The 26,476-nt window shown below is 60.7% G+C and carries 20 protein-coding genes and 2 pseudogenes; 9 read left to right on the forward strand and 13 right to left on the reverse strand.

Going from position 1 to position 26,476, the window contains the following annotated elements; genetic code table 11:
* Positions 1-7: 7 nt before the first annotated feature.
* Together GVN17_RS30060 and GVN17_RS30065 are read left to right on the forward strand one after the other, a co-directional pair.
* A pseudogene (locus GVN17_RS30060) lies at positions 8-835 on the forward strand (methyl-accepting chemotaxis protein); the annotation flags it as partial.
* A 294-nt stretch (positions 836-1,129) separates the two neighbouring features.
* Positions 1,130-1,393 (forward strand): hypothetical protein, encoded by a 264-nt coding sequence (locus GVN17_RS30065; RefSeq protein ID WP_371928607.1) that lies wholly within the window; start codon positions 1,130-1,132, stop codon positions 1,391-1,393.
* Between the two features lie 191 nt (positions 1,394-1,584).
* Here GVN17_RS30065 and glgX read toward each other — a convergent pair whose 3' ends face one another.
* From glgX to glgA, 6 genes and pseudogenes are all read right to left on the reverse strand, one after another.
* Complete coding sequence (glgX, locus tag GVN17_RS23740; RefSeq protein ID WP_166597706.1) at positions 1,585-3,771, reverse strand: glycogen debranching protein GlgX; 2,187 nt, start codon at positions 3,769-3,771, stop codon at positions 1,585-1,587.
* Positions 3,772-3,945: 174 nt separating this feature from the next.
* Positions 3,946-4,350 (reverse strand): DUF2934 domain-containing protein, encoded by a 405-nt coding sequence (locus GVN17_RS23745; protein WP_166597707.1) that lies wholly within the window; start codon positions 4,348-4,350, stop codon positions 3,946-3,948.
* Between the two features lie 17 nt (positions 4,351-4,367).
* A complete protein-coding gene (locus tag GVN17_RS23750; RefSeq protein WP_166597708.1) occupies positions 4,368-7,166 on the reverse strand; it encodes a malto-oligosyltrehalose synthase in 2,799 nt (932 codons plus the stop codon).
* Positions 7,163-9,235 carry a 4-alpha-glucanotransferase gene (malQ, locus tag GVN17_RS23755; RefSeq protein ID WP_166597709.1) on the reverse strand — a complete coding sequence of 691 codons (2,073 nt, stop codon included), beginning with the start codon at positions 9,233-9,235 and terminating at the stop codon, positions 7,163-7,165. The genes GVN17_RS23750 and malQ overlap by 4 nt, the downstream gene beginning before the upstream one ends.
* Positions 9,225-11,037, reverse strand: a pseudogene (treZ, locus tag GVN17_RS23760) (malto-oligosyltrehalose trehalohydrolase). Before treZ ends, malQ begins: the two are co-directional and overlap by 11 nt.
* A 26-nt stretch (positions 11,038-11,063) precedes the next feature.
* The gene (gene glgA, locus GVN17_RS23765; protein ID WP_166597711.1) at positions 11,064-12,650 is read right to left on the reverse strand and encodes a glycogen synthase GlgA; all 1,587 of its coding nucleotides are present in this window, start codon (positions 12,648-12,650) and stop codon (positions 11,064-11,066) included.
* 603 nt (positions 12,651-13,253) lie between these two features.
* Between glgA and GVN17_RS23770 the strand changes: the two genes are divergently transcribed.
* Positions 13,254-13,745 (forward strand): GNAT family N-acetyltransferase, encoded by a 492-nt coding sequence (locus GVN17_RS23770; protein ID WP_166597712.1) that lies wholly within the window; start codon positions 13,254-13,256, stop codon positions 13,743-13,745.
* Positions 13,746-14,208: 463 nt separating this feature from the next.
* Positions 14,209-15,768, forward strand: coding sequence for a TerC family protein (locus tag GVN17_RS23775; RefSeq protein ID WP_166597713.1), 1,560 nt, complete (start codon positions 14,209-14,211; stop codon positions 15,766-15,768).
* Positions 15,769-15,846: 78 nt separating this feature from the next.
* On the opposite strand, the gene GVN17_RS23780 is transcribed toward GVN17_RS23775, so the two are convergent.
* Positions 15,847-17,592, reverse strand: coding sequence for a phosphoethanolamine transferase CptA (locus GVN17_RS23780; RefSeq protein WP_166597714.1), 1,746 nt, complete (start codon positions 17,590-17,592; stop codon positions 15,847-15,849).
* 344 nt (positions 17,593-17,936) lie between these two features.
* Positions 17,937-18,107, reverse strand: a complete 171-nt coding sequence (locus GVN17_RS23785) for a DUF6026 family protein (protein WP_166597715.1) — start codon at positions 18,105-18,107, stop codon at positions 17,937-17,939.
* A gap of 314 nt (positions 18,108-18,421) precedes the next feature.
* Between GVN17_RS23785 and gnd the strand changes: the two genes are divergently transcribed.
* From gnd to GVN17_RS23805, 4 genes are all read left to right on the forward strand, one after another.
* Positions 18,422-19,399, forward strand: coding sequence for a phosphogluconate dehydrogenase (NAD(+)-dependent, decarboxylating) (gnd, locus tag GVN17_RS23790; protein ID WP_166597716.1), 978 nt, complete (start codon positions 18,422-18,424; stop codon positions 19,397-19,399).
* A complete protein-coding gene (gene zwf / locus GVN17_RS23795) occupies positions 19,399-20,922 on the forward strand; it encodes a glucose-6-phosphate dehydrogenase (RefSeq protein WP_166597717.1) in 1,524 nt (507 codons plus the stop codon). The genes gnd and zwf overlap by 1 nt, the downstream gene beginning before the upstream one ends.
* Positions 20,919-21,737, forward strand: coding sequence for an HAD family hydrolase (locus GVN17_RS23800; RefSeq protein WP_166597718.1), 819 nt, complete (start codon positions 20,919-20,921; stop codon positions 21,735-21,737). Before zwf ends, GVN17_RS23800 begins: the two co-directional genes overlap by 4 nt.
* Positions 21,738-21,826: 89 nt before the next feature.
* Positions 21,827-23,647: a glycoside hydrolase family 15 protein gene (locus GVN17_RS23805; protein WP_166597719.1), complete on the forward strand. Its 1,821-nt coding sequence runs from the start codon at positions 21,827-21,829 to the stop codon at positions 23,645-23,647.
* Between the two features lie 98 nt (positions 23,648-23,745).
* On the opposite strand, the gene alkB is transcribed toward GVN17_RS23805, so the two are convergent.
* The 3 genes from alkB to GVN17_RS23820 form a co-directional block, all read right to left on the reverse strand.
* On the reverse strand, positions 23,746-24,423 hold the full coding sequence (alkB, locus tag GVN17_RS23810; RefSeq protein WP_166597752.1) for a DNA oxidative demethylase AlkB: 678 nt from the start codon (positions 24,421-24,423) through the stop codon (positions 23,746-23,748).
* 16 nt (positions 24,424-24,439) lie between these two features.
* Positions 24,440-24,619 (reverse strand): hypothetical protein, encoded by a 180-nt coding sequence (locus GVN17_RS23815; RefSeq protein ID WP_166597720.1) that lies wholly within the window; start codon positions 24,617-24,619, stop codon positions 24,440-24,442.
* Between the two features lie 81 nt (positions 24,620-24,700).
* On the reverse strand, positions 24,701-25,006 hold the full coding sequence (locus tag GVN17_RS23820; RefSeq protein WP_166597721.1) for a DUF1883 domain-containing protein: 306 nt from the start codon (positions 25,004-25,006) through the stop codon (positions 24,701-24,703).
* Positions 25,007-25,176: 170 nt separating this feature from the next.
* On the opposite strand from GVN17_RS23820, the gene GVN17_RS23825 reads away from it, so the two are divergent.
* Positions 25,177-25,533, forward strand: a complete 357-nt coding sequence (locus tag GVN17_RS23825) for a hypothetical protein (RefSeq protein ID WP_166597722.1) — start codon at positions 25,177-25,179, stop codon at positions 25,531-25,533.
* A 39-nt stretch (positions 25,534-25,572) separates the two neighbouring features.
* On the opposite strand, the gene GVN17_RS23830 is transcribed toward GVN17_RS23825, so the two are convergent.
* Both GVN17_RS23830 and GVN17_RS23835 read right to left on the reverse strand, forming a co-directional pair.
* The gene (locus tag GVN17_RS23830; protein ID WP_166597723.1) at positions 25,573-25,854 is read right to left on the reverse strand and encodes a hypothetical protein; all 282 of its coding nucleotides are present in this window, start codon (positions 25,852-25,854) and stop codon (positions 25,573-25,575) included.
* Positions 25,855-26,015: 161 nt separating this feature from the next.
* Positions 26,016-26,201 (reverse strand): hypothetical protein, encoded by a 186-nt coding sequence (locus GVN17_RS23835; RefSeq protein ID WP_166597724.1) that lies wholly within the window; start codon positions 26,199-26,201, stop codon positions 26,016-26,018.
* Between the last annotated feature and the right edge of the window lie 275 nt (positions 26,202-26,476).

Genomic DNA, 26,476 nt, shown 5'->3' on the forward strand with positions numbered 1-26,476 from the left:
ATGCCGAATGTTTTCATTGCGCGCCAACAAACACCGGGCTCAAGACGACGATGCCCTCAACCTGTTGTTCGACGATCTGGACCTGACGGTGCAGCTGTCCGGGCCTTCGCCGTTCAATGCGCGTCTCAACGGCTTCAGCCAGACCCTGCACCAGCGCCTGGCCGAGAGCCTCGCCGCCTCCGTGGACATCGCGGCCCACGCCCCTGAGTTGGCGCGCATCGCCCGCGTCACCGAGCAGAGCGGGCAGCGATTGGCTCAGGCTTCGGAACTGATTGCCAGCGCCAGTGAGCAGGTCAGCACGTCGCTGGACACCGAGTTGGTGCCCGGCGCCGCGCAGGTCGCCAGGCTGTCCAGCGAGGTGACGTTGACCCTGCGCCAATGCCAGCAGACCGGCGAACAGGTGCTTGGGCAAGTCGAGGCCATCGGCTCCAGCGAGCAGAAACTGGAGGCGGTGATCGGTCAGTTGTTCGGCCAGTTGGAGGAGGTCAGCCAGGTCCTCGGCGTCATCGCCAGCATCTCTCAGCAAACCAACCTGCTGGCGCTTAACGCGGCCATCGAAGCCGCTCGCGCCGGGGAGCATGGCCGGGGCTTCGCGGTGGTGGCCGATGAGGTGCGACGGCTCGCCGGGCACACCACTGAGTCCACGACGCGGGTGAGTCAGATCATCGAGCGTTTTCGGGCGGACATGGATCAGCTCGGCGCCGCGGGGAGCATCATGCACGCGGCCGTGGCCGAGGGCCGTGCGAGCATGACCCGCATGGGTGAGGACTTGCTCAGCACCCAATCAGCGATGGATCAGCTGGATCAACGGGTCGGCCACATCGCCTCAGGCACGGAGCACATCGGCATTGCGGTGCATGCGATCAACCGCGACGTGCAGAACATCGCCGGGGTCGCCTCGGAGCTGTTGGGCAACGCCGGACAGGTCCTGACCCACAGCGACGCCGTGCGCAACAGCGGCGATCATCTGTTGAACGGGTTGGGCGGGTTTCGGTTGCAGATGCACAAGGCAATTCAGGCGAGCGTCGAAAGCCTCGGCAGCGAAGCGGCGATGCACGGCGATCTGCAGATGGCCGAGCGTTTCATGCTCGACACCCTGCGCCGGGATTCGCGGTTTGAATTGTTTTACATGGTCGACCGCAACGGCAATCAGATCACCGAAAACATCGGGCTGGACACCGACGACAAGGCGCCAAGCTGCAAGGGGCGCAATTGGGCGCAGAGGCCTTGGTTCAAGGAGGTCGCGGATCAGTTGACCAGTTACATCACACCGGTCTACCGCTCTTCGGCCACGGACGCGTTTTGCATCACCGTGTCAGTGCCGATCTTTGCCGCGAACGGGCAGTTGCACAGGGTGCTGGCGGCGGACGTGAGGTTGTCGGCGTTGATGTGAAGGGCGGGCAGAGAAGGACTGCCGGGAATGCTGATGAACCTGTAGGAGAGGAGCGAATTCATTCGCGAAGCGTTCGTACAATCGACACCGTTTGGTTGGCTGTTCCAATGTCTCGCGAATGAATTCGCTCCTACAGGAAAATAGGCGCCGTCGAGATCAAGGGTTGATCCCAACGGCGATTGTGCAGCGGTTTACGCCTGCTCTTCCTTGTGCAGCTCAAACAGCAGCAACGAGCGCGGGGTCACGGTGTATTCGTTGCCGAATTCGAAGTGCTCCTTGCCCTTGATGTCCGGCTGGTTGGTGTCGACCAGGCTGACCCAGTTCAGGCCTTCCGGCACTTCTGGCAGGGTGAAGTTGACGCCTTCGTGGTGCGAGTTGACCACCAGCAGCATGGTCGCATCGCCACCGCGACGGCGAATCCCGGTCTCCTGCGCACGGCCGTCGATGAGCATGCCCAGGCAACGGCCGTTGGCGTCATGCCATTGCTCGGTGGTCATCTCCTCGCCGCTCGGTGACAGCCAGGTCACGTCCTTGACACCCAACTCCTCGTTGTACTCGCCGACCAGGAAACGGCCACGGCGCAGGATAGGGTATTTCAAACGCAGCTTGATCAAACGTTGCACGAACGCATGCAGCGCCTTGCCGTCTTCGTCCCAATCCCAGTTGACCCAGCCGATCTCACTGTCCTGGCAATAGGCATTGTTGTTGCCGTGCTGGGTGCGTGCAAACTCATCGCCCGCCACGATCATCGGCGTGCCTTGGGAGAACAGCAGGGTCGCGAAGAAATTGCGCATCTGCCGCAGACGCAGCGCGTTGATTTCCGGATCTTCGGTCGGCCCTTCAACACCATGGTTCCACGAGCGGTTGTCGTTGCTGCCGTCCTGGTTGTTTTCGTCGTTGTCCTCGTTGTGCTTGTCGTTGTACGACACCAGGTCGTGCAGCGTGAAGCCGTCGTGGGCGGTGACGAAGTTGACCGACGCATACGGCCGACGACCGCGCTGATTGAACATGTTGCCCGACGCGGTCAGACGGCTGGCGAGGTCGGCCAGTTGGCCTTCGTCGCCTTTCCAGAACGCGCGCACGGTGTCGCGGAACTTGTCGTTCCATTCAGCCCAGCCCGGTGCGAAATGCCCGACCTGATAGCCACCAGGGCCGCAGTCCCAAGGTTCTGCGATGAGTTTGACCTGACGCAGCACCGGGTCCTGACGGCAGGCGACGAGGAAACTGTGACGCTCTTCGAACCCATCGTGGTAACGACCGAGAATGGTCGCGAGGTCGAAACGGAAACCATCGACGTGCATCTCGCTGGCCCAGTAGCGCAGGGAGTCGGTGACCATTTGCAGCACGCACGGGTGGCTTAGGTCCAGCGTATTGCCGGTACCGGAATCGTTGATGTAGAAACGTTTGTCATCGGGCATCAGGCGGTAGTACGACGCGTTGTCGATGCCACGCATAGACAGGGTCGGGCCGCGCTCGTTGCCTTCGGCGGTGTGGTTGTAGACCACGTCCAGAATCACTTCCAGACCGGCGTGGTGCATGTGCGCGACCATTTCCTTGAACTCGGCGATCTTGCCGTGGGCCAGGAAACGCGGATCAGGGGCAAAGAACGCGATGGTGTTGTAGCCCCAATAGTTGGTCATGCCTTTTTGCAGCAGGTGCTGGTCGTTGACGAAGGCGTGGATCGGCAGCAGCTCGATCGAGGTCACGCCCAGCCCTTTGATGTGCTGGATCACGTCATCGACCATGAGGCCTGAGAACGTGCCCTTCAGCTCATCGGGAACGGACGGGTGACGCATGGTGAAACCCCGAGTGTGGGTTTCGTAGAAAATGGTTTTCTCCCACGGCACGTTCACCCGCTGATCGCGGCCCCAGGTGTAAGCGGGGTCGATGACCTTGCACTTCGGCACGAAGGGCGCGCTGTCGCGCTCGTCGAAACTCAGGTCGTCATCGGGGTGGCCGATGGTGTAGCCGAACAGCGCTTCGGACCATTTCAGCTCGCCGACCAGTTGCTTGGCGTAGGGGTCGATCAGCAGTTTGTTGTGGTTGAAACGGTGACCGTTTTTCGGGTCGTACGGGCCGTACACGCGGTAGCCGTAGACCAGCCCGGGGTGGGCGTCGGGCAGGTAGCCGTGGAAGATTTCGTCGGTGTATTCGGGGAGTTCGATACGTTCCAGTTCGGTCTCGCCGGTGGAGTCGAACAGGCACAGCTCGACCTTTGTCGCGTTGGCGGAAAAGATCGCGAAGTTAACCCCCAGGCCGTCCCAGTTCGCACCGAGCGGGAAGGGCAGGCCTTCGCGGATGCGCGACGCGGTGACTTCCGGGCTGTCGGCCTTGCTGGATTCATTCTTGGGGGCGGTGGTGTTTTCTTGCTTGCTCATGGGGATTCCTGACGTTCGAATGATTTCCTGAAGGCGAACAAAGCCTTTGTCGCAGGCTGGGACTGCGCCATTGGTGAAAACAGGCAAAGGGGTTGCCGCAGGGGGAACATCGTTTTCAGGCGATCCCTGCGGTCGAGGTTTGCTACGCGACCAGTCTTCGGTATACCCGAAGACTCATGGCGCGGGTGGCTTGGCAGCCGCGGGTGTCTTCTTGGCCGCTGGTTTTGCGGCAGGCTTGGCAGCGGGCTTCGCAGCTGACGCGCCGTCAGCCGCAGCGGCTTTCGGTTTGGCTGGGGCCTTGGCCGCCGGTTTAGGCGCAGGCTTGGCCGCCGGTTTTTCAGCGGCTTTCGCAGCAGGCTTGGCGGCAGGCTTTGCAGCAGGTTTGGCTGCGGCGGCCTTGGGTTCAGCCTTGGGTTTGGCCGCTGCCTTGGGGGCAGCCGCTTTTTTAGGCGCCTTGGCTTCGGCGTCCGCCAGCTTGCGGGCCTGTTCCCAATGAACGGCGTCCTTTCCGTGAGGCTTGCCTTCAGATTCCCAGATCTGATGGGCGAGCTCTTTGATTCGTTTTTCGTCGGCACTCATCTCGACACTCCCGGGTATTACAAGGTTTGAATAAGCAGATTGACGGAAAATTCCTTGAGCGCTGCGCTGAGCGACAATTCCTTGTTGTCTGTGACTGTAGCTTGCGCGAAAAGTCCCTTCCAATTTGGATTTGAATCAGCGAACGGCAGGAGGATTCGTGTATCGCCCCAATGTGCTGCATTGATGAATGGAGTTTGCGCAGTGCCCAATAGTTCAGCCGGCAAACGTGGTATCACAACGATAGCCCGCAAATCCTCCTTTTCCCGGGCAAATGCAAGGACGTGTGCGGCGTGTTCGCCGACCACTTCCAACGGTTGATAGCGGCCCTCACTGAACAGTGTCGGATAGAGATTGCGCAACCTGAGCACCTGCGCGATCAACGCCTGTTTGATGCGACCGTCCTGCCACTGGGCAAGCAGCTCGGCGAGCGTCGTGAAGTCACTCAGCGCGCGTTGGCGAGCGGGGTAATCCACCGGACGACGGTTGTCCGGGTCCACCAGGCTGAAGTCCCAGAATTCAGTGCCCTGATACAGATCAGGAACACCGGGCACGGTCATGCGCAGCAAAGTTTGCGCCAGACTGTTTAACGCCCCGGCAGGCGCGATGCGGTTGGCGGTGGCACCGATGGACTGACGCAAGGCGACGGTGTCCGGGCTCAGCAGCAACTGCTGGAGAAACTCGCGGCAGGCGCTCTCATAGGGCTCGTTCGGCGCGCTCCAACTGCTCTGCAACTTGGCTTCGCGCAGGGCTTTTTCCTGCCATTGCGTGAGGCGTTTGGCGTAGTCCTCGAAGGCGTCTTCACCCTCCATGTTCAGCGGCCAGCTGCCCAGAATCGCTTGATAAAGCATGAGCTCGTCGCTGGGGCTGATCGCCTGATCACCCTGTTTCAGCGGTGTCGATAACTGCTGCCAGCGCTCCACCTGTTCGGCATACCAAGGCGCCACTTCGCTGAGCACCGCCAGACGAGTCCGGGTGTCTTCGCCGCGCTTGTGATCATGGGTCGCAGTGGTCAAGAGGTTGTCCGGAAAGCTTGCACCGCGAGTGATGCACACTTCGTGAAACGCCTCGGGCGGTGCACTGAAATGTTGCGGATGAAAGCCCACGTCGTTGCGCGACAAGAGCACGGCGGAGCGGTAGAACGAGGTGTCTTCCACCGACTTTGCAGCCACCGGCGAGGTCAGTTGCTGGAAGCGGTTGCACGCCTTGCGGCGCATCTCGCGCAATGGCCCGTTCGGGTAATCCCGCAGGCTCTCACCACCCAGCCAGCGGGCCAGATAATCCAGCACGGGCCAGTCGCCTTCGTTGAGCATTTCACGCGCACCGGTCATGGCTTGCTGGAAATACCGCTCGTCCTCGGCCGAGCGTCCACGCGCGGTGATGTAGGTGCGATAGACCGGGAAGTTGCCCACCAGCGCCAGCAGCGCACGGCGGATGGCATTGAGGGTCAGGTCGCGACTCATCACGTCGCTGCGGGCCACCTGTAACAGCGCTTGTGCCAGGTTCTCGAAATCGCCCGCCAGGGTGCCGTGCAGCACCAGGTCCCGCGCTTCGAGCACTTCCTGATTGAAGTCCGCGGTGCGGCCGCTGATGCGGCTCCACAGCTCGCCAAGGACTTCTTCGCCCTTCGGATCATGTTGAAGCAGCGACACCTGGTTCATGAATTCATAACCGGTGGTGCCGTCGACGTTCCAGTCTTTACGCACCTGCTCGTCGGAACCGAGAATCTTCTCGACGAAGATCGGCACATGGCTCAGCTCGGTGCCTGCCGGACGCTGGCTGAGCAGGCTTTCGACGCGGCGATGCAGCTTGCGGCAGTAACCCCGAGGGTCGGCCAGGCCATCGATGTGGTCGATGCGCAGGCCGTCCACCAGGCCCTCTGCGATCAGCTGGAAGATCTTGCCGTGGGTGGCCTCGAACACCTGCGAGCGCTCGACCTTGAGGCCGCCCAGCTCGTTGATGTCGAAGAAACGCCGCCAATTGATGTCGTCTCCCGCCGTACGCCAACTGGCGAGGCGATAGTCCTGGCGTTCCAGCAACTGATGAAGCCGTTTGAAACCTTCCGGGTCCTTGCCGTCGAACTGCTTCAGGCCGTGTTCGATGGCGTCAATCAGGTCGGGGTTGTCCTTCACACACTTGGTCAGTTCGGCCTTGGCAGCCACGGCCAGGTCGTAGGCGTCGGGACTTTCATCCAGTGCAGAGAAGCGGCTGGCCAGGGCGTCCAGTTCAGGGCGTTTGGCCGCCTTCAGCAGCGGCGCGTAGGTGCCCGGATTGATCGGGAAGTGATGCTGATAGTGCTCGACACGGAAGCTGCCGTGCTCTGCATCGAACAGCAGCGGCACGTCGCCGTTTTGCAGCACGGTGCCGTAATCGGTGCTGAGGAAGGGCAGCAGCAATTGGCCCTTGAGCAGCGGGTCGGGGGAATTCCACTGAATGTCGAAGAACTTGGCGTAGGGGCTGCGTTGGCCCCATTCGATCAGGTCCAGCCACCAAGGGTTATCGGCGCCACCAACGGCCATGTGGTTGGAGACGATGTCGAGAATCAGCCCCATGCCATGCTTGCGCAGCTCGGCCACCAAACGACGTAGCGCCGGTTCGCCACCCAGTTCAGGGTTGATGACGCGAGGGTCGACCACATCGTAGCCGTGCATCGAACCGGCGCGGGCCTTGAGCAGAGGGGAGGCGTAAACGTGGCTGATCCCCAGTTCGGCGAAGTAGGGGACCAGTGCGGTCGCGTCATCGAGGGTGAAGTCTTTGTGAAATTGCAGTCGCTGGGTCGCGCGCAGTGATTTGATGGGTGAGTTGACTGGGTGATTCATTGATCGCGCTCCGCGGCCTGTTGACGTGCTGCGGCAAGGATTTCCAGACGACGCGCCGCGTTGGCGTTGTCCAGCAATGAGGCGGTGTCGCCGGGTAAGCGCCGACGCCAGTTAGGGTGGCTGTCGATGGTGCCGGGAAAGTTGGCCTGCTCCTCGATACCCAAGGCGTCCTCAATGGGCAGCAGCACCAGTGGAGCGCGTGTATGGCCCAAGTAGCGCACGCTGCCATCGATCACGTCGCTTTCATTGCCGAGCGGGGCGTGCTCATAGTTAAGCTTCAACGCGGCACGCAATCCTTCGCGTTCACGCTCGCGCTCACCCCGCCAGCGGCGCTCGGCCTCGTCGTCGATATGGCCCAGGGTCTTGTTCCACTCGATGTCCAGTTCGCTGAGCCAGCCGGTCAGCGTCGGCAGGTCGTGGGTGCTGGTGGTGGCCAGGGCGTCGTCGGACCATTTGATGATGGGCTTGAAGTGCGCGTTGTCCTGTTCGAACAACAGCACGCGCATGCCGAGAATGCCGCGGGTCGAGAGTTTTTCGTGCAGGCCTTCAGGCACGGTGCCCAAGTCTTCGCCGAGGACCACGGCCTTGTGGCGCCACGATTCCAGGCACAACAGGCGCAGCATGTCGTCGATCGGATAATTCAGGTAGGCACCTTCACTGGGCGGAGAGCCTTCGGGCACGACCCACAGGCGTTGCAGCCCCATGACGTGGTCGATGCGCAGGCCACCGGCGTGGGCGAAGTTGGCGCGCAGCATTTCGATGAAGGCGCGGAAACCGTTGCGTTTCAAACCGGTGGGCGAAAACGCGGAAATACCCCAGCTTTGTCCTGCGCGGTTGAGGATGTCCGGGGGCGCACCGACGGTCAGCGACGACAGCAATTCATCTTGACGGCTCCAGGCCTGACTGCCCGTACCGTCGGCGCCCACGGCGAGATCACCGATCAGGCCGACACTCATGCCGCTGCTGCGTGCGGCCGTCTGGGCGCGTTCGAGACCACGGGCGATCAGCCATTGGGCGAAGGCGTGAAAGCCGATCTGTTCGCGATGGTCGGCGGCGAACGCCTCAATGACGCCACTGCGCGGATTCTTGTAATCGTCCGGCCAGTCATGCCAATTGCCGCTGATGCCAAGCACGTCGCACTGGTCGCGCAGGGCCTCGAAGCGGCAGTGGTTTTCCAGCGCTTCGCCACCCGCGTGGCGAAAGCTGTTGAAGTCCTGATGAAGCGGGTGGTCGCTGGCGATGAACGCTGCGTACAACGCTCGGTACAGTTTCCATTTGGCCGCCGCTGCGGCGGGCCAGTCGATCAGTGGCAAGTCTTCCAGACGCTTGAATTCATCCGCCAGCCCTGTTTCTTCCAGGGCTGCGCGCACGGCACGCTCGCCCAGAATCGTGCCCGGCGCGGCATACAGTGCGTTGAGAAACAGGCGGCTGGACGGCGAGTACGGACTGAAACGCTCGCTGTCGTTAGAGAACATCGCGTGCACCGGGCTGATGGCGATGGCTGCGGCGCCGCGCTCACCGGCCGAGCGGGCGAAGGTTTCAAGCGCCTGGGTGTCGCCGAAGCCGCCATCGCCTTCCCGGCGCAAGTAATACAGCTGCAAGGTCAGGCCCCAGGTGCGAGGGACGCTGACGTCCGCCGCCATGGCCAGGGTGTAGGCAGTTTTTGGCGCGACGGCGATCGTCAAGTGTTGGCCTGCAATCGCCAGCTGCTGATAACCCACTGTGGCCAGCGCGGGCAGTTCGGCCTTGGCGGTGAGCCTGGCGTCCAGACGCGATCCGTCTTCCAGCTCCAGCACGAACGGCGTTTCGGGCTTGAACCACGCCGAGAGGTCAAGATTGCTGCCGTGGTCGACGGTCAACAGCGGTGGCGGGGTGGTGGAGAGGCTTTGATCCTGCAAGCGTTCGAGGCTGGCAGCGATGTGTTCGTCGTTCTCGGCGGGGTAACCCAGCCCGTCGAGGACCTTGCGCAGGACCTCGGGGCTGACGCGCTGCGGGCGTGCGTTGGCGTCCTTCCAATCGACTGACAGCCCGGCTTCGGCTGCCAGCATTTCCAGTTGCTCATTGCTCATCCTGTTCCTCCAACGTCACTCGATATCAGGCTGACAATGGCCGTGTAGGGATTGAGGGTGCCGCGCGAGGAAAGTTCTGCCGATTTTGGGTGGGACTCATGCAGCACGTGCTGCACGCTGTGTTCGTCGACCTGCACCGCGTGCTCGCTCAGGTTCAGGTCGATGCGCAAGACCTGTCCGTCGCCCATCTCCCAGCGTGCGCTGACGGCCTTATCGGCGAGCACGTCTGCACCCAGGGCTTTGGCGCCCTCCAGCCGAGGCACGATGTGCTCGCGACGAATCGCCAACAACTCGCGGTACAGGGCCAGCCAACTGCGATGATCCTGGCCGAGGTCGGTTTCCAGCAGCAAGGCGTCGAAAGCCGGGCGAGAGGCCTCGAAAGTCTTCAGCGCATTCGGATCAGGGATCTGCTCACGCTTGGCCGGGTCGGCGAACGCCGCGAAATCCGCGAATTCCCCCCGGCGACCTTCGCGCACGGCGTCGGCCAGTTCGTCATGGAAGTCGGTGAAGAACAGGAACGGCTCACTTGCGCCCCATTCATCGCCCATGAACATCAGCGGGATCATCGGCGACAACAGCAACAGCGCCGTGGCCGCTCGCAGCGCGTGAGGCGGGCTCAACTGAACGAGGCGCTCGCCCAGCGCACGGTTGCCGATCTGGTCGTGGTTCTGCAGGAACAACACGAACGAAGTCGGCGACAAATGCGCGCTCGGTTCGCCCCGGGCGTGGCCGTGACGGGTGGACTCGCCCTGATAGACGAAGCCTTCGCCCAGCAGGCGTGCCAACTTGTGGGTTGGCTGTTCGGCGAAGTCGGTGTAGTACGCGTCGGTTTCGCCGGTCAGCAACACGTGCAAGGTGTTGTGGCCGTCGTCGTTCCACTGCGCGTCGTAGCCCTGATCCATGCGATGGGCTTCGTTGAATTCGTTTTCCAGCATCAGCCACACGTGACGGTCAGGCGCGGTTGCCTGACGCACCCGTTCGGCCAGTTCCTTGAGGAAGGTCGGGTCTTCGATGGCATGCACAGCGTCGAAGCGCAGACCGTCGAAGCGGTAGTCCTGCAGCCACATCAGCGTGTTGTCGATAAAGAAGTCCCGGACTTCGCGGCGCCGGAAATCGATGGCGTCGCCCCACGGGGTCTTCTTGTCGCTGCGGAAAAAATGCTTGGCGTACGCACCCAGATAGTTGCCATCCGGACCGAAGTGGTTGTAGACCACGTCCAGAATCACGGCCAGACCCAGACCGTGGGCCGTGTCGATCAAGTGCTTGAGTTGTTCCGGTGTGCCATAGGACGACTGGGGTGCGTAGGGCAACACGCCGTCATAGCCCCAGTTACGATTGCCGGGAAACTGCGCGATGGGCATCAGCTCGACGGCGGTGACGCCGGTGTCGGCCAGATGCTGCAAGCGTTGTTCGACGCCCGCGAAGCCGCCGAGTGCGCCAACATGCAGTTCATAAATGACGGCTTCGTGCCAGGGCCGTCCGCGCCAGGCATCGTGCTGCCAGCGGTAGGCATTCTGGTCCACCACTTGGCTGTAACCATGCACCTCGCTGACCTGAGCCCGGGAGGCCGGGTCAGGCACATGAAGGTCTTCGTCGATGGTGTAGCGATAGCGCGTGCCCGCCGGGCATCGAGCTTCGAGGACGAACCAACCGTCCTCTTGAGGCAGCAGGGCCAGTGACGGCCCATCCTCGATCTCGACGCTGACGTAATAGGCATCCGGAGCCCAAAGGGCAAACCGAGTGTGTTCGGGATCTAGCAGGACGGCGCCGTGGCGCCAGTTCTCATCCGTGCGCGAAGGCATCCGTTACCCCTTTTTCAATTCATCGATCAGTACTGCAGTGCAGCGCCCACGTTTTTCTTCAACAACTCCTGATAGAGGTCGGCGTAAGGTTCGACCGCTTTGTGCCAGTCGAACGGCGCAGCCATCGCACGGCAGCGCATCGCGTTAAGCAATGTAGGGCTGGCGAAGACGTTGAAGGCGCGGGTGAGCGCTTCGGTGTAGCTTTCCACCGTGGATTCGTCGAACAGGAAACCGGTGCATCCGTCTTCGATGGTGTCTGCCAGGCCGCCGGTACGACGTGCCACCGGCAACGAACCGAAGCGCTGCGCGTACATCTGACTCAGACCGCACGGCTCATAGCGCGACGGCATCAGCAGGAAGTCGCTGCCCGCGAACATGCGACGAGCGTCGGTTTCATTGAAGCCGACCCGGACGCTGACCTGGCCCGGGAAGCGGGCGGCGAGGGCGCGCATGGCGTCTTCTTCATCCGGTTCGCCGCGACCAATGATCGCGATCTGTCCACCGTTGTTGACGATGTATTCGGCCACGCCGATGGTCAGGTCCAGACCCTTCTGATACACGAGACGCGAGACCACAGCGAAAAGTGGGCCCGTGGACGGCTCAAGCTCGAACAGCTCGCGGACGTAGTCGGCATTGATCTCCTTGCGCGTCCATTCGTTCGGGGCGAAGCGGCAGATCAAGTGTTCATCGGTGGCCGCATCCCAGCTTTCATCGATGCCGTTGGGAATCCCACTGAGCTGGCCGCGATTGGCCTTGCTTTGTAGGAAGCCTTCCAGACCGCAACCGAAATCCGGGGTGGTGATTTCCTTGGCGTAGGTCGCGCTCACGGTGGTGATGTGGCTTGAATACGCCATGCCCGCCTTGATGAACGACAGCTGGCCGTAAAACTCCATGCCGTCCGGACCCAGCGCGGAATCGGGAATGCCCAGCTCGCGGCTCGACGCCACGCTGACGAAACCCTGATACGCGAGGTTGTGAATCGTGAAAATGCTCGGCGTGGTCTGGCCGCGCCACTTCATATACGCCGGTGCCAGACCCGCAGGCCAGTCGTGGGCGTGGACCAGTTCCGGGCACCACTGGGTTTTCACTGCGCCCGCCGCGAAATCGGCAGCAGCCAGGCCCAGACGGGCAAAGCGAATGTGGTTGTCGGACCAGTCGCGCCCGTGATTGTCGCCATAAGGCGTGCCTTCGCGCTCGTACAGCTCCGGGCAAATCAATACATAAATGACCAGACCGTCTTTCATGTCCATCCGGCCGATCTTGCAAGGCGGGAGCGCGGCGTGCCCGCTGAGTTCGCTGATGATGTGAATCGGGTTACCGCTATTGATGACCTGTGGATAGCCGGGAATCAGCACGCGTACATCGTGAAGGTGGCGCATGGCGCGCGGCAGTGCAGCAGACACATCGCCCAGACCGCCGGTTTTCACCAAGTCGGCCATTTCCGACGTCACGAACAGGATCTTTTTCCTGTTCGCCATGGAGATCCCGGGTTGTACAGGGGGCAGTTGCAGCACAGGTGCGCTCGTCGTTGCGAAGACCGGCAGATGGGTCAGCTCGCTGGCCGGCTGATTAAAACTCTCTCCCTTCTGGGTTTTGACAGCGGCACTAATCATCGTTTTCTCCCATTCGATACGCAGTGTTGGTACAGCACTTGAGTTGTAAAAGGCCATGTCCTATGGCCAGGCACACAAGACCTACGCAAAATCGATACCCATTTACCGACTGCATAAGTAAGGACAGGGTGAAAGCGGCCTCTGTTTGGGCTTCATCCGGTAGCATAGGCGCTCTAATCAGCTGACCCAGGGCATTTGTAGAAGTTTCGACTTTTTTTCCGGGAAATGTCTGGCCTGCGGGATGGCAGCTTTTTGTAGGAAAAATTTCACCTCGCTACAGAAATTCCCTGACCGCGGAATGCGCCGTTCTGGCGCACATTTTTCTCCTGAACAGTACCGACGACCGCTGGTCGGATTGTTCGACAATCCCTCTGCAGCGGCTTGGGAAGCATAGCCGCGCGGTGATTTTTAGCGACCGGCGCTTCATGAAGTTTTTGTTGTCGCCATTTCTCGGTGCAACACAGCCCGAATCTCGTGCGTAATTGAGAAAAATCCTACTTTTGTATCGGGAATTTTTGGTGCGCTGCACGGTAGAATCCAACCCACGCGGCAGAGGGGCCTTCGGTCTTCTGTCTGTTCCCCCCTGAGTTGTAGAGGAAGTCAATGCAAGCCCCTGAGGTTCTGGTCCTGCAAGCCAGCTATACCAATCCGGTCCACGCAGAAGCCATCGGTTTCCTGATCAATCAATACGCCGAAGACGCCATGGGCGGCGGCGAGTCGCTGTCTCAGGACGCTCGTGGACAGTTGGCGCTCGAACTGGCCAAGCGTCCTCACGCGTTCAGCGTGTTGGCGTTCATCTCCGGCGAGCCGGTTGGGCTGGTCAACTGCTTCGAGGGGTTTTCCACCTTCGCCTGCCGTCCGCTGGTGAACATTCACGATGTGGTGGTCATCGCGTCCGCCCGTGGTCTGGGCATCAGCCAGAAGATGCTGGCCAAGGTCGAGGAAATCGCCCGCCAGCGCGGTTGCTGCAAAATGACGCTGGAAGTGCTGGAAGGCAATGAAGTCGCCCAGGGTGCTTACCGCAAGCTGGGTTTCTCGGACTATCAGCTCGATCCGAAGATGGGCAAGGCGCTGTTTTGGCAGAAGGCGTTGTAGGCACCTGCAAGCCCTCGCCGGACACCCATCTGTAGGAGCGAATTTATTCGCGATAGGCCGGTACATCCAATACGGGTGTATCGGCTGTATCAACGTTTCGCGAATGAATTCGCTCCCACAGGTCGACGGTGACCAGCCGATGTCAATCTGATCGCAGGTTGAAACCGTGTATGAGCTGTTGCCCACGCAACACCATCCAAAACATTTGTAACAGTTCTATCCTGTAAGACAATTCAGCGAGCGATGTAGGATCGCCTCCCGTATTGATTTCAGGACACCCATGTCACTCTCACTGGAACCTCCCAGTTGCCGATCCCGTTCCCTGAACCCGGATCTTCGTCACATGTTTCTCTGCGTCGACAGGCGCGTGTTTTCAAAGACCTTCATTTGTCTCGGCTCCCTCACGGTGACGCCGGGTGTCGTCGTGTCCGGCGCTCAGCCGCTGAAAAGGAACCCTTGACCCATGGAATGGCTTGCGGACCCCACGGCCTGGCTGGGCCTGTTGACCCTGATCGTCCTTGAACTGGTATTGGGCATCGACAATCTCGTGTTCATTGCCATCCTGGCCGACAAATTGCCCCCCGAGCAGCGTGACAAGGCGCGGGTGTTGGGGTTGTCCCTGGCGTTGATCATGCGCCTGGGGCTGCTGGCGAGTATTTCGTGGATGGTGACGCTCACCGAGCCGCTGCTCGATGTGTTCGGCAAAAGCTTCTCCGGCCGCGACCTGATCATGCTGTTCGGCGGGGTGTTCCTGCTGTTCAAGGCGACCATGGAACTGCACGAACGACTGGAAGGCCATGTCGCTCAGCATTCGGGCAGCACGACGTACGCACTGTTCTGGCCCATCGTCGCGCAGATCGTCGTGCTCGACGCCGTCTTCTCCCTGGACGCGGTGATCACGGCGGTCGGCATGGTGGATGAGTTGTCGGTGATGATGATCGCGGTGGTGTTCTCCATCGGCATCATGATCATTGCCAGCAAGCCGCTGACGGCCTTCGTCAACGCACACCCGACGGTGATCATGCTGTGCCTGGGTTTCCTGATGATGATCGGCTTCAGCCTGACCGCCGACGGCCTTGGGTTTCATATCCCGAAAGGCTACCTGTACGCGGCGATTGGCTTCTCGATCCTTATCGAGGTGTTCAACCAGGTCGCGCGTTCGCGTCGCAAACGCAGCCTGAAAGGCAACTTGCCGCGCCGCCAGCGCATGGCCCACGCCGTGCTGAGGCTGTTGGGCGGCCGCAAACCCGCTGCCGAGGACGTGGGGGAGGACATCGCCGACATGCTGGACGGTGATGGCGATGCCGACGAAGCCGTGTTCGACCGGCGTGAGCGGGTGATGATCAGCGGCGTGTTGCAGCTGGCGCAAAAGCCGGTCCGCAGCGCCATGACCGCCCGCAACGATGTTGACGTGATCGATCTGTCAGATGACGAAGCGACCATCCGTCAACGTCTGATGGCGTCGTCCTACTCGCGCCTACCGCTGATTCGTGAGGGGCGCGTAGAAGAACCTCTCGGCTTCGTGCACAAAAAGGAACTGCTTAACGCGTTGCTCGCCGAAGCAGTGCCGAACCTGGAACACGCGGCACGCCAGGCCCTCAGCGTGCTCGACAGTTTTTCGGTCCTCAACGCGCTGGATCAGATGCGTGCGCAATCGACTCACATTGCATTCGTGGTCAACGAGTTCGGCGACTTCGTCGGCATCCTGACCATGACCGACATTCTGGAGTCGATTGCGGGCGAGTTGCCGGACGCGACCGAGGCCGAGGGGCCAGGTCTGGTCGAGGAGGGCGAGGGCGTGTTGGTGAACGCCGCCATGAACCTGACTCACCTGCGCGAACGCACCGGTTTCAAGGCACGTGCTACCGAGGAATATCAGACGCTGGCCGGGCTGATCATGAGCCTGCTTGACCGGTTGCCGGTCATGGGCGACGAGGTGCAGTGGGAGGGGTGGAATCTCAAGGTGGTTGAGGTGCAAGAGCGGCGCGTGACCCGCGTGCTGATGCGCAAGACGTCCGTCTGATCAGGGCGTTTGAATCGACGATTATAACGCTTATAAAAAGAAGGCCTGCATTGCGCAGGCCTTTTTTCTGAACGGTGGTTACTTGTTCGCCACTTCCGGCATCGGCGCCTCTTGAGTCGCGGCCTTTTCCATGCCGGCGAAGTCACTCAAGCCTTTCTGCGCATAAGGGTCGCCAATCAGTCGAGGGCGCGCCTTGAAGTCCAGGCTCACCAGGCTCTTCGTCGAGTCCAGCTCGTCGAAGCTCAGGCCCGCCAGTTGCGCCCAGGTGTGGATCAGGTTCGAGCTGGAGTAAGGACGGCTGTGGATGCTGTCGAAGCTCCAGTTGTGGGTTCCACGCCATTTTGGCGACGCATAGGCAATGAACGGCACCGTGTACATTGGAATCGTCGGTTTGCCCTCGTTGCGGCCCAGCGTGTTGTGCCCTGGCGAGTCGTAAACGTCTTCGCCGTGGTCGGACAGGTACAGCAGGAAGCCGTTCGGGTCCGCCTTGCTGTAGGTCTTGATCAGGCTCGACACCACGAAATCGTTGTACAGCACCGCGTTGTCGTAGCTGTTGTACATCTCCAGCTTGCTGTCATCGATGGCCGCAGGCACGCCGTCACGACCGGTGAATTTCTCGTAGGTTTCCGGGTAGCGGTACTGATAGGCCATGTGCGTGCCCAGCAAGTGAACGACGATCAGCTTGCGCGGCGCGGCATCGGTCAGGGCCTTGGCGAACGGCTCCAGCACGTCGCCGTCGTACTGGCGAGCGTTTTGATTGCGGTTGTTGTTCAGGTAGACCTGCTCGTCCGCCTGCTCGGAGAACGTGGTGAGCATGGTGTTGCGCTTGGTCATCGTCTGCTGGTTGGTGATCCAGAAGGTCTTGTAACCCGCCTGCTTCATCACGCTGACGATGGACGGGGTCTTCAGGTACAGGTCCGGGTTTTCCTCGTCGGCGAAGGTCAGCACTTGCTGCAATGCTTCGATCGTGTACGGACGCGGGGTGATGACGTTATCGAAGACCTGCAGCTCGCTTTTCATGGCGTCCAGGTTCGGCGTGGTCTGCCGTGGGTAGCCATACAGATGCATGCGGCCACGGTTGGTCGATTCACCGATGACCAGCACCAGCGTGGTCGGCAGGCCGGCCTGTTGATCCTTGAGGTTTTTCAGCGGCGGAATATTGCTGCTGGTGGTGAGCATGTCCTGCATGCTGTCCAGTTGCTGGGTGTAGCGGTGGTACGCCACCAGCATCTGCCAGGGCACGGCGGGTTCGATGCGTGATTCGAAGGCTTCAAGGCCCGCAGCCGTCGTGTCGAAGCGTGACATCTGTTTCGCCAGCGGGTAGCCGATGATCGCCACCAACAGCGCAGTGGCCACGACCCAGGCACGGCCGCGGGGCATGTACACCGGGCGCAGGCGGGTCCAGAGGAAAATCGCAAAGGCGGTGTGGGCGATGAACGCCAGTACGATCCACCAGGCGAAGTACTGCGTCATGTACTCGCCCGCCTCAGAGATGTTCGACTCGAACATGATGAAAATGACGCTTTGCGAGAATTCTTGCTGATAAATGAAGAAGTAGCCCAGGCTCGCCATGGAGCAGGCCCACAGCACCACACCGATGACGGCAGCCATAACACGGGTCTTGCCAGGGAACAGGAACATCGGCGCCAGCCAGATACCGCTCATCAGGAACGCCTGGCGAAACCCCGCGAAGCCAGTGATGCCGGTCAGTTGGATCAGCAGTTGGGTGATTCCGGAAAAGTACCAGAAGAACAGGAACAGCCAGGCCACGCCGGCCCAATCAAAACCCTTCGGAGTGGGGGTGCTCCGTTTCATCGTTGCCATCAGGCGCTCCAGCTATGGATCTGTCGAGCGGCGCGATGGGCCGCCTCGTTTTTGCAGCGGGGCGTCGCGCAGGCCATGAGCGACCCGGCATACGTTCCGCAGAGGTGCGGGAGTATGGTGAGGGTGAGGTGAAAAAAATGTGAGACAGCGGGAGACGACGTGTAAACGCGGTCAGGACGGGGATTTTTAGCAGGGTTGGAACGTTACGGAATGTGTCGGGTCGGAAAAATGACGGAAAGTTCGTCGACTGAGAAGACGTAAGGCGGGGAAGGGTCAGGCGAAGGGATGAAGCGTGAAGGCAAGCCAGCAAATCGGGCTTGCCTTATTGGGTGAAGCGCGGGGGATCAGGCGTGAAGGGCCGTGCCGCTGGCGAGCTGAGCGTGTTGCAGCATCAGGGCCATCTGGGCGACTTTCTTTTGCAGCTGGTCACGTTCTTCGCGGAGCTGACGCAGCTCATCGCGACGGACGGTAACGTACAGAGTCTGTGGAACGCTTGCCGGTAGTACTGTGCCCATTGCTCACCTCGCAAATGGCGGATTCAACTTCGTAAGGTTCAAGCAATGACGCGATCGCTACCCGACTTGTCCATGCTTCCTACCTTTGTCGGCGCGGATTCTGATTTCTTTTCAAAAAAATTGGAACTTTTTTATTTTTAATTGTCACTGTCGTTTCGTCTTGGCGACGAACGGCGTAAAAAGCCCGTCCTTGACGCACCAACATGAAACTATTTTCACCGGGAAACCTTCGTTTGCCTCCCCGGACTAACCCTACAAGCGGCACTGGGCTATAAAATGGGGCACCCTGTTTACGAATTAAGGAGCACCTCTACATGCAACTCGGGATTGTTGGACTAGGCCGCATGGGCGGCAACATCGCACGTCGACTGATGCTCAATGGCCACACGACAGTCGTCTACGATCGCGATGAGCAGTCTCGCACCGTGCTCGCCAACGAAGGTTCGACGCCGGCCACCGACCTCAAGTCACTGGTCGCTGCGCTGGACAAGCCGCGAGCCGTCTGGGTGATGCTGCCAGCGGGCGCTCCGACCGAAGACACCATCAATGTGCTGGCTGACCTGCTCGATAAAGACGACGTGATCATCGACGGCGGCAACACCTTTTATAAGGACGACGTGCGTCGCTCCCACGCACTGAAAGAGAAGGGCCTGCACTACGTTGATGTCGGCACGTCTGGCGGCGTCTGGGGCCTGGAGCGCGGTTACTGCATGATGATCGGCGGTGAAACCGAGGTGGTGAACCGCCTTGATCCGCTGTTCAAGACCCTGGCCCCCGGCATCGGCAACATCCCCCGCACCAAGGACCGCGCCAAGGACGCCGACCCTCGCGCCGAGCAGGGCTACATCCATGCTGGCCCGCCGGGCGCCGGTCACTTCGTGAAGATGATCCACAACGGCATCGAATACGGAATGATGCAGGCCTTTGCCGAAGGCTTTGACATCCTCAAGACCAAAAACTCGGAAAACCTGCCGGAAGACCAGCGCTTCGACCTGAACATGGGCGACATCGCCGAAGTATGGCGTCGCGGCAGTGTCGTCTCCTCCTGGCTGCTGGACCTGACCGCCGACGCACTGGCGACCGATCCTCAGCTTAATGCCTATTCCGGCTCCGTGGCCGACAGCGGTGAAGGCCGCTGGACCATTGAAGCCGCGATGGAGCAGGCCGTACCGGTCCCGGTGCTGTCCACTTCTCTGTTTGCCCGCTTCCGCTCCCGTCAACAAAGCACGTACGGCGACAAGATGCTCTCCGCCATGCGTTTCGGTTTTGGTGGTCATAAGGAACCAAAATAATGGGTTTAACCCGAAGCAAGCAAAAGGCTGCGGTCGCTCCGGCGACCACTCTGTTCCTGTTTGGCGCCCACGGCGACCTGGTCAAGCGGTTGTTGATGCCAGCCCTCTACAACCTGTTCCGTGACGGACTGGTCGGTGAGGACCTGCACATCGTCGGCGTTGACCACAACACCGTCAGCGACGCCGACTTCGCCAAGAAGCTGGAGGATTTCATTCGCCAAGAGGCGGCCAGCAAGGTCGCCGAAGGCGGAAAAGAGCCTCTGGACCCGGCGTTGTGGGGCAGTCTGGCCAAGCGCATCACCTACATCACTGGCGATTTTCTCGACGACGGCACCTACGCGGCCATCGACGACAAGATCAAGAGCACCGGCACCCAAAACGCTGTGTTCTATCTGGCCACTGCGCCGCGTTTCTTCAGTGAGGTGACCAAGCGCCTGGGATCGTCCGGACTGATGACGGAAGGCGACGATCATTTCCGTCGCGTGGTGATCGAGAAGCCGTTCGGGCACGACCTGCCCAGTGCGGTGGCGCTGAATGCGTGCTTGCTGAAGGTGATGAGCGAGAAGCAGATCTACCGGATCGACCACTATCTGGGCAAGGAAACGGTGCAGAACATTCTGGTCAGCCGTTTCTCCAACGGCCTGTTCGAGTCGTTCTGGAACAACCATTACATCGATCACGTGCAGATCACGGCGGCGGAGACCGTGGGCGTCGAAACCCGTGGCGGTTTCTATGAAACCACCGGCGCACTGCGCGACATGGTGCCCAATCACTTGTTCCAGTTGCTGGCGATGGTGGCCATGGAACCGCCCGCGGCGTTTGGCGCGGATGCGGTACGCGGTGAAAAGGCCAAGGTCATCGGCGCCATTCGGCCATGGTCGGAAATGGAAGCGCTGGCCAACTCCGTGCGCGGGCAATACACCGAGGGCACCGTGGGCGACAAAAAAGTCCCCGGTTACCGCCAGGAAGACCGTGTGGCCGAAGACAGCACCACGGAAACCTACGTCGCGCTCAAGGTCATGGTTGATAACTGGCGTTGGGTCGGCGTGCCGTTTTACCTGCGTACAGGCAAGCGCATGAGCGTGCGTGACACCGAAATCGCCATCTGTTTCAAACCCGCGCCGTACGCCCAGTTTCGGGACACCGACGTGGACAAGGTTGAGCCGAACTTCTTGAAAATCCAGATTCAGCCGGACGAAGGCATGTGGTTCGACCTGCAAGCCAAGAAACCTGGGCCAACCCTGGACATGCAGACCATCGAGTTGGGGTTTGCCTACAAGGACTTCTTCGAGATGCAGCCGTCGACCGGGTATGAAACCCTGATCTACGACTGCCTGACCGGCGACCAGACCTTGTTCCAGCGCGCCGATAACATCGAAAACGGCTGGCGGGCCGTGCAGCCCTTCATCGATGCATGGGCCAAGGACGCGCATGTCGAGACGTATCAGGCGGGTGAAGACGGTCCGGCGGCGGCCGATGAGCTGCTGGCTCGCGATGGTCACAGCTGGCAACGCCTCGGATGAGTGAAGCCTCGCTCCCCCTCATCCGTTTCATGTTGTCGGACATCGATGGCACGCTGCTGCGGCCCGATCACAGCTTGAGCCAAGCTAATATCGACGCCGTTCATCAATTGCAGGCCGCCGGGATTCGCTTCTCGGTGGCCAGCAGCCGTCCGCCCCGTGCCATGCGTCAGCAGATCGAGGCCCTCGGCATCGATCTGCCAACCGTGGCGTTCAATGGGGCGAACATCATCAACCCGGACGGCAGTCTGCTAAAAGCCCACCGCATCGACCCTGAGGCCGCGCGCATCAGCCTTGAGCTGTTCGCCGGAGAGAAGGTGTCAGTGTGGGTGTTCGCGGACGATCAGTGGCTGCTTGTCGACCCGCAAGGGGATTACGTCGAGCACGAGCGCAACACGCTGGGTTACGACTTCGTAAAGGTCGATCACTTCGATGATTACATCGACCGGATCGACAAGATCGTCGCCGCGAGCAAGGATTTCGAGCTGCTCAAGCGGCTGGAAGTCCAGCTCAACCCGCTGATCGCTGAGACAGCAAGGGCGGCGCGTTCGCAGTCCTACTACCTCGACGTCACGGCGCTCGACGCCAATAAGGGCACGGCGCTGGAAACCCTCGCGGAAACGCTGGGGGTCGAGTTGGCCCAGACGGCCGCCATCGGCGATGCCGGCAACGACGTGGCGATGTTCCTGCGCGCAGGGCTGTCGATCGCGATGGGGCAGGCTGAAACCGGGGTCAAGACCCACGCTCATTATGTGACGGGCAGCAATCTGGAGGACGGCCTGGCAACGGCCATCGAACGTTACATCCTGCCGCGCTGATTTGGCGTTGCATGGCCCCTTGGCGGGCAGATTCATCGTCCGCCAGGCGGGTTCATTACCTCTAAGACACCAGAAGGGACCTGCACCCCATGGCTGTACTGATTGAAGATTACGCGCTGCTCGGCAACTGCCGCACCGCAGCGCTGGTGGCCCGCGACGGGTCGCTGGACTGGCTGTGTTTCCCGCGCTTCGACGCCCCCGCCTGTTTCTCCGCCTTGTTGGGCGACAGCGATAACGGTCGCTGGAAGATTGCCCCCACTGACCCCAATGCCACCTCGCGACGCCGCTACCGCGAAGGCACGCTGATCCTTGAAACCACCTTCACCACTGCCACCGGCTCGGCGCTACTGGTGGACTTCATGCCGATGGCCGAAGAGAGCAGCGTGGTGCGCATGGTGATCGGTCTGGAAGGCCGTGTCGATTTCGCCATGGACCTGGCCATTCGCTTCGATTACGGCAGTACCGTGCCGTGGGTCGAAAAGCGCGAGCCCCATGTGCTGACTGCCGTGGCAGGGCCGGAGATGCTGGTGCTGCACACGCCCTCCGAGTTACACCCGCTGGACCATCACACCGAAAGCCAATTCACTGTGCAAGCTGGCCAGCGGCTGGGGTTCGGGTTGTCATGGCAGGCGTCCCATGAGCCGGTTCGGGAGGCGTTCGACATTGAGGAGGCGCTGGAACAGACCGAAAATTTCTGGCGTGAGTTTTCGGACCGCTGCCCTGATGTTGGTCCCTGGACCGCTCAGGTCAAGCGCTCGCTGGTCACGCTCAAAGCGATGACCTATGCGCCCACGGGAGGCATCGTCGCTGCCGTCACCACCTCGCTGCCCGAGCAGCTGGGCGGCGAGCGCAACTGGGATTACCGCTTCTGCTGGCTGCGTGACGCCACCATGACCCTGCTGGCGTTCATGAACCTCGGTTATTACGAAGAAGCGACGGCCTGGCGCAACTGGCTGCTGCGCTCGGTGGCGGGCAATCCTGAGCAAGTGCAGATCATGTATGGCTTGGGTGGCGAGCGGCGGCTGCCGGAATATCAATTGCCCTGGCTGAGCGGCTATGAAAACTCCCGTCCCGTGCGCATTGGCAACGCGGCGGCGACGCAGATGCAACTGGACGTCTACGGCGAAGTCGCGGACGCCATGACCCAGGCCCTGAAAAGCGGCCTGCCGCGACTGCCTCGCAGCACGGAAATCCAGAAGGTGATCATGCCGTTTCTGGAAAAGGTCTGGCATCTGCCTGATGCCGGTATTTGGGAAATTCGCTCCGAGCCCCGGCACTTCACCCACTCCAAAGTCATGGCGTGGGTGTCCTTTGACCGCAATGCGGGGGTGTTGGCCAAGAGCGACCACCCGGAAGACCGCGAGCGCGGGCGTCACTACCGGGACATCGCCGATGAAATTCACGCGGACGTCTGCGCCCACGGTTATGACGCTGATCTGGGGAGCTTTGTGCAGACCTACGGCGGCAAGGAGCTGGACGCCAGCCTGTTGCAGATCGCGCTGACGGGATTCCTGCCAGTAGACGACCCGCGCGTGACGGGCACCGTGGCGCAGATTGAAAAAGCCTTGATGCAGGATGGCTTGCTGCTGCGCTACGACAGCGAGCGCAGCACCGACGGGGTATCAGGGAGTGAAGGGACGTTTCTGGTCTGCTCGTTCTGGCTGGCCGATGTGTACGTGCTGCAGGGGCGCGATCAGGAGGCCAGCGACCTGTTCGACCGGTTGTGTGGTCTGTGCAATGACGTGGGTCTGTTGGCGGAGCAATACGACCCACGGGCCGGACGCATGCTGGGCAACTTTCCGCAGGCGTTCAGTCACATTGGCATCATCAATACCGCGCTGAACCTGCACCGGGTCGTGTGTCCGGTCAAAACCCGCGCGGCGTCGGAACCGGATGCGGTGGTGGGTTGACTTGGAACTGTCAGATCACAATTTGCTTTGGATATCCCATGGCGTCCGGGTTTGTTGCCACGCAGCGGCAGCAAACCGGTGGTCGCGGTCTTTCTAAGTCAGCGCGCCTTGCGGAACGTGAAATTGATCCGTTGTTCACCAAGTTGTGGATGCTCGGCCTGCTTGATCGGCATCACACCATGAAAACGCAAACGGTCTTCGCCGCCCCAGACCACGACATCCCCATGAAAAAGCGGCACCCGCTGCGTGGCGTCGCTGCGCGCGTGTCCACCAAACAGAAACATCGCCGGGATGCCCAGCGATACTGAGACCACCGGCCATTCATACCCCCGTTCGTTCCTGTCCTGATGCAGCGACATTTTCGCGCCGGGGATATAGCGGTTGATCAGGCAGGTGTCAGGTACGAAATCCTGAAAACCCGCTGCGTCCGCTGCTTGTTGCGCCAGTTCGAGAAAGACCTCGGGCAAAGCAGGCCAGGGTTGGCCGGTTTGCGGGTCGATGGGGGAATAGGCGTAGCCCTGATGATCGGTGATCCAGCCGTAACGCCCGCAACTGCTCAACGCCGCCGACATTACGTGCCCACCGGGGGTGACCATCTGGCGAAAGGGCGCCTGGGTCAGCACGCTGTCGAGCGCCGGCAGCAGCCGGTTCACCCAGGGCAGGGCGAAACCGCGAAGGACCCACGAACGAGGGCCGATCTGTTCGTTGGCCTGCGGTTGTGGTGTGTCCTCCGCGAACAGGTCCAGCGTCGCGGGGGTAGTGCCCTTGCGGTGCATCATCACGGTCTTCCGGTCACAGCGCCTTGCTGACTTTCACATCGCTGATCACATCATCGCTGCCACTGTGCATTTTCTGCAGCGCGGCCAGCGCTTCTTCAGCGGACGGGGATTGCAGCAGGGCGAACTCGAAGCGGCGTTCGCCGTTGAGCTTGTAACTGATGGCATATTTCACGACGGGCGCGGACGTACTCACGATAGAATTCCTTGAAAACGGCAAAGGTCACAGGCGGCTGCACGAAAGCACGAAACGTTCACGCAGCCTGTGATGGAGTGATCAGCTCAAGCGCGAGGAAGTGCGTCGCACGATCTTGATCGAATGGGTGAATGTGGTCTTGCGACCGCCGTGGCTGTCCATCTTGCGTCCAGCGGTGTCGATGGTGATGTTCCAGAAACCGGTGCTGGGCACAGTGATCTTGGCCGGGAAGCGGTCGAATGCGCCGCCGTGGTAGGTGTGGCGGCCGCCGTTTTTGAAGCTGCGGAAATTCGCATCGCTCATCAGACGGATGTTGCAGAGCTGGGAGCACTCGATGACGACCATGTCGTCTTCGTTGAGGTGCTCGCGCTGGTGTACGAATTTCATGGATGTCTCCGGAGACAGGGCATTCTCGAAAACCCGAAACGATAGCACGGACGACCCCTGGGTTGATGGCCGTGCGGATTTTTATTGCTGGGTGCGTGACGAAAAAAAGCGCGAGCGTCGGGATTTAATCGAACGTCGACGTGTCGTAGCACCTTTACTGGAGGGATTGTATGAAACTGGCTGTTGTAATGCTGGCGCTGGCGATGACAGGTTGCGCCAGTGTCGCTGACATCGAACACTCGCCCGCGACCATGAGCGTGATGTCAGGGAAAAACCCGCAGGAGTATGCCGAGTGCTTCGTTGCCAGAATCGATGACAGTCGCATGCCGCCCCAGATTGAACCGCACAAGGAAGGCTTGCGTGTGATCGTGCCCCAGAAATTCTCCAGCGGGACGCCGACCGCCATTGTCGTCATCGAGAAACGTTCAGGCGGCAGCTCCATCAAGCTGTTCGAGAGCGGTGGCAACAACCCTTTGCGGCCCAAGGACATTCAGCACGCCGTCACGGCCTGTATCTCGGGTGAGTAAGAAGCAGGCGAGTGACGGGGGAAAGGCAGGGGAGCGCGTTTATTTACACATCACCAGCACCGTGCGGGTCTTGTAGTTGCCGACATCGACACCCAGGGTCTTGTCGGCTTCCTTGGGTTGCGGTGTGCCGTTGGTGCTGACGATGTTGTAGCCGGTGCCCGCGCAGGAGGCGTCGGCCTTTTCGTAACAGGCGGCCCACGACATGGCCTCGCCCGAGCAATCGATGCTCAGGGCCTGGTTGCCATTCTTCAGGTAAGTGCTTTGCGCGGTCGCGCAGCCAGTCAGGCCCAGTACGACGAGGACGAACAGGATCTTGGTCATTTCGAATGCTTCACGATAAGGGCCGGGGTTGAATAATCAGCCTTTCTGAGACTGAGCTGCTGTGCAATCGTTCCGGCATCACTGAACCTTTTTTTCAGGGCGCCTGAGCGGTTCAGTAAAGATTCAGGCCCCATTGCGAAGGCCTGAACCTGGTCACGAAGTCAGGACTTCTTGTCGGCGCGACGACGGGGTGCTGGGGTGTCCTGAAAGACCGATGCGACTTCAATGGCGCTGCTTTCGCTGGTGAAAGGCCCTGCCACGGCTTCCTCATCGTGACCAACCAGCCACCATTGGCCATCCTGCAGTTTCTTGATCTGGTAACCGTTTACGCTTTTGACTTCCGACATCGATCCATCTCGACAAGTGATTCAGGCGGCCATGATACGGCGTAATAGCATTATTTTCCTACGCAAACGAATGATCGCGGCTACGCTTGAGTCTGTCATTTAACGGTCGTTTCGCGGGACCGGATGCCCGCGTACGGATGACATATCAGAGGGAGAGCGGAGCGCCTTGCGGTTGATTGTTTGCGCGACATCCACGATAAGCCTCAGGACGTTCGGTGGTCGCAATATCGAAAACTGTACGGAACTATCTCAGCGGCTGTTCCTCTACCAAGACA

Origin of the sequence: Pseudomonas sp. SLFW, assembly GCF_009905615.1 — a bacterium.
Classification (GTDB): Bacteria; Pseudomonadota; Gammaproteobacteria; order Pseudomonadales; family Pseudomonadaceae; genus Aquipseudomonas; species Aquipseudomonas bambusae.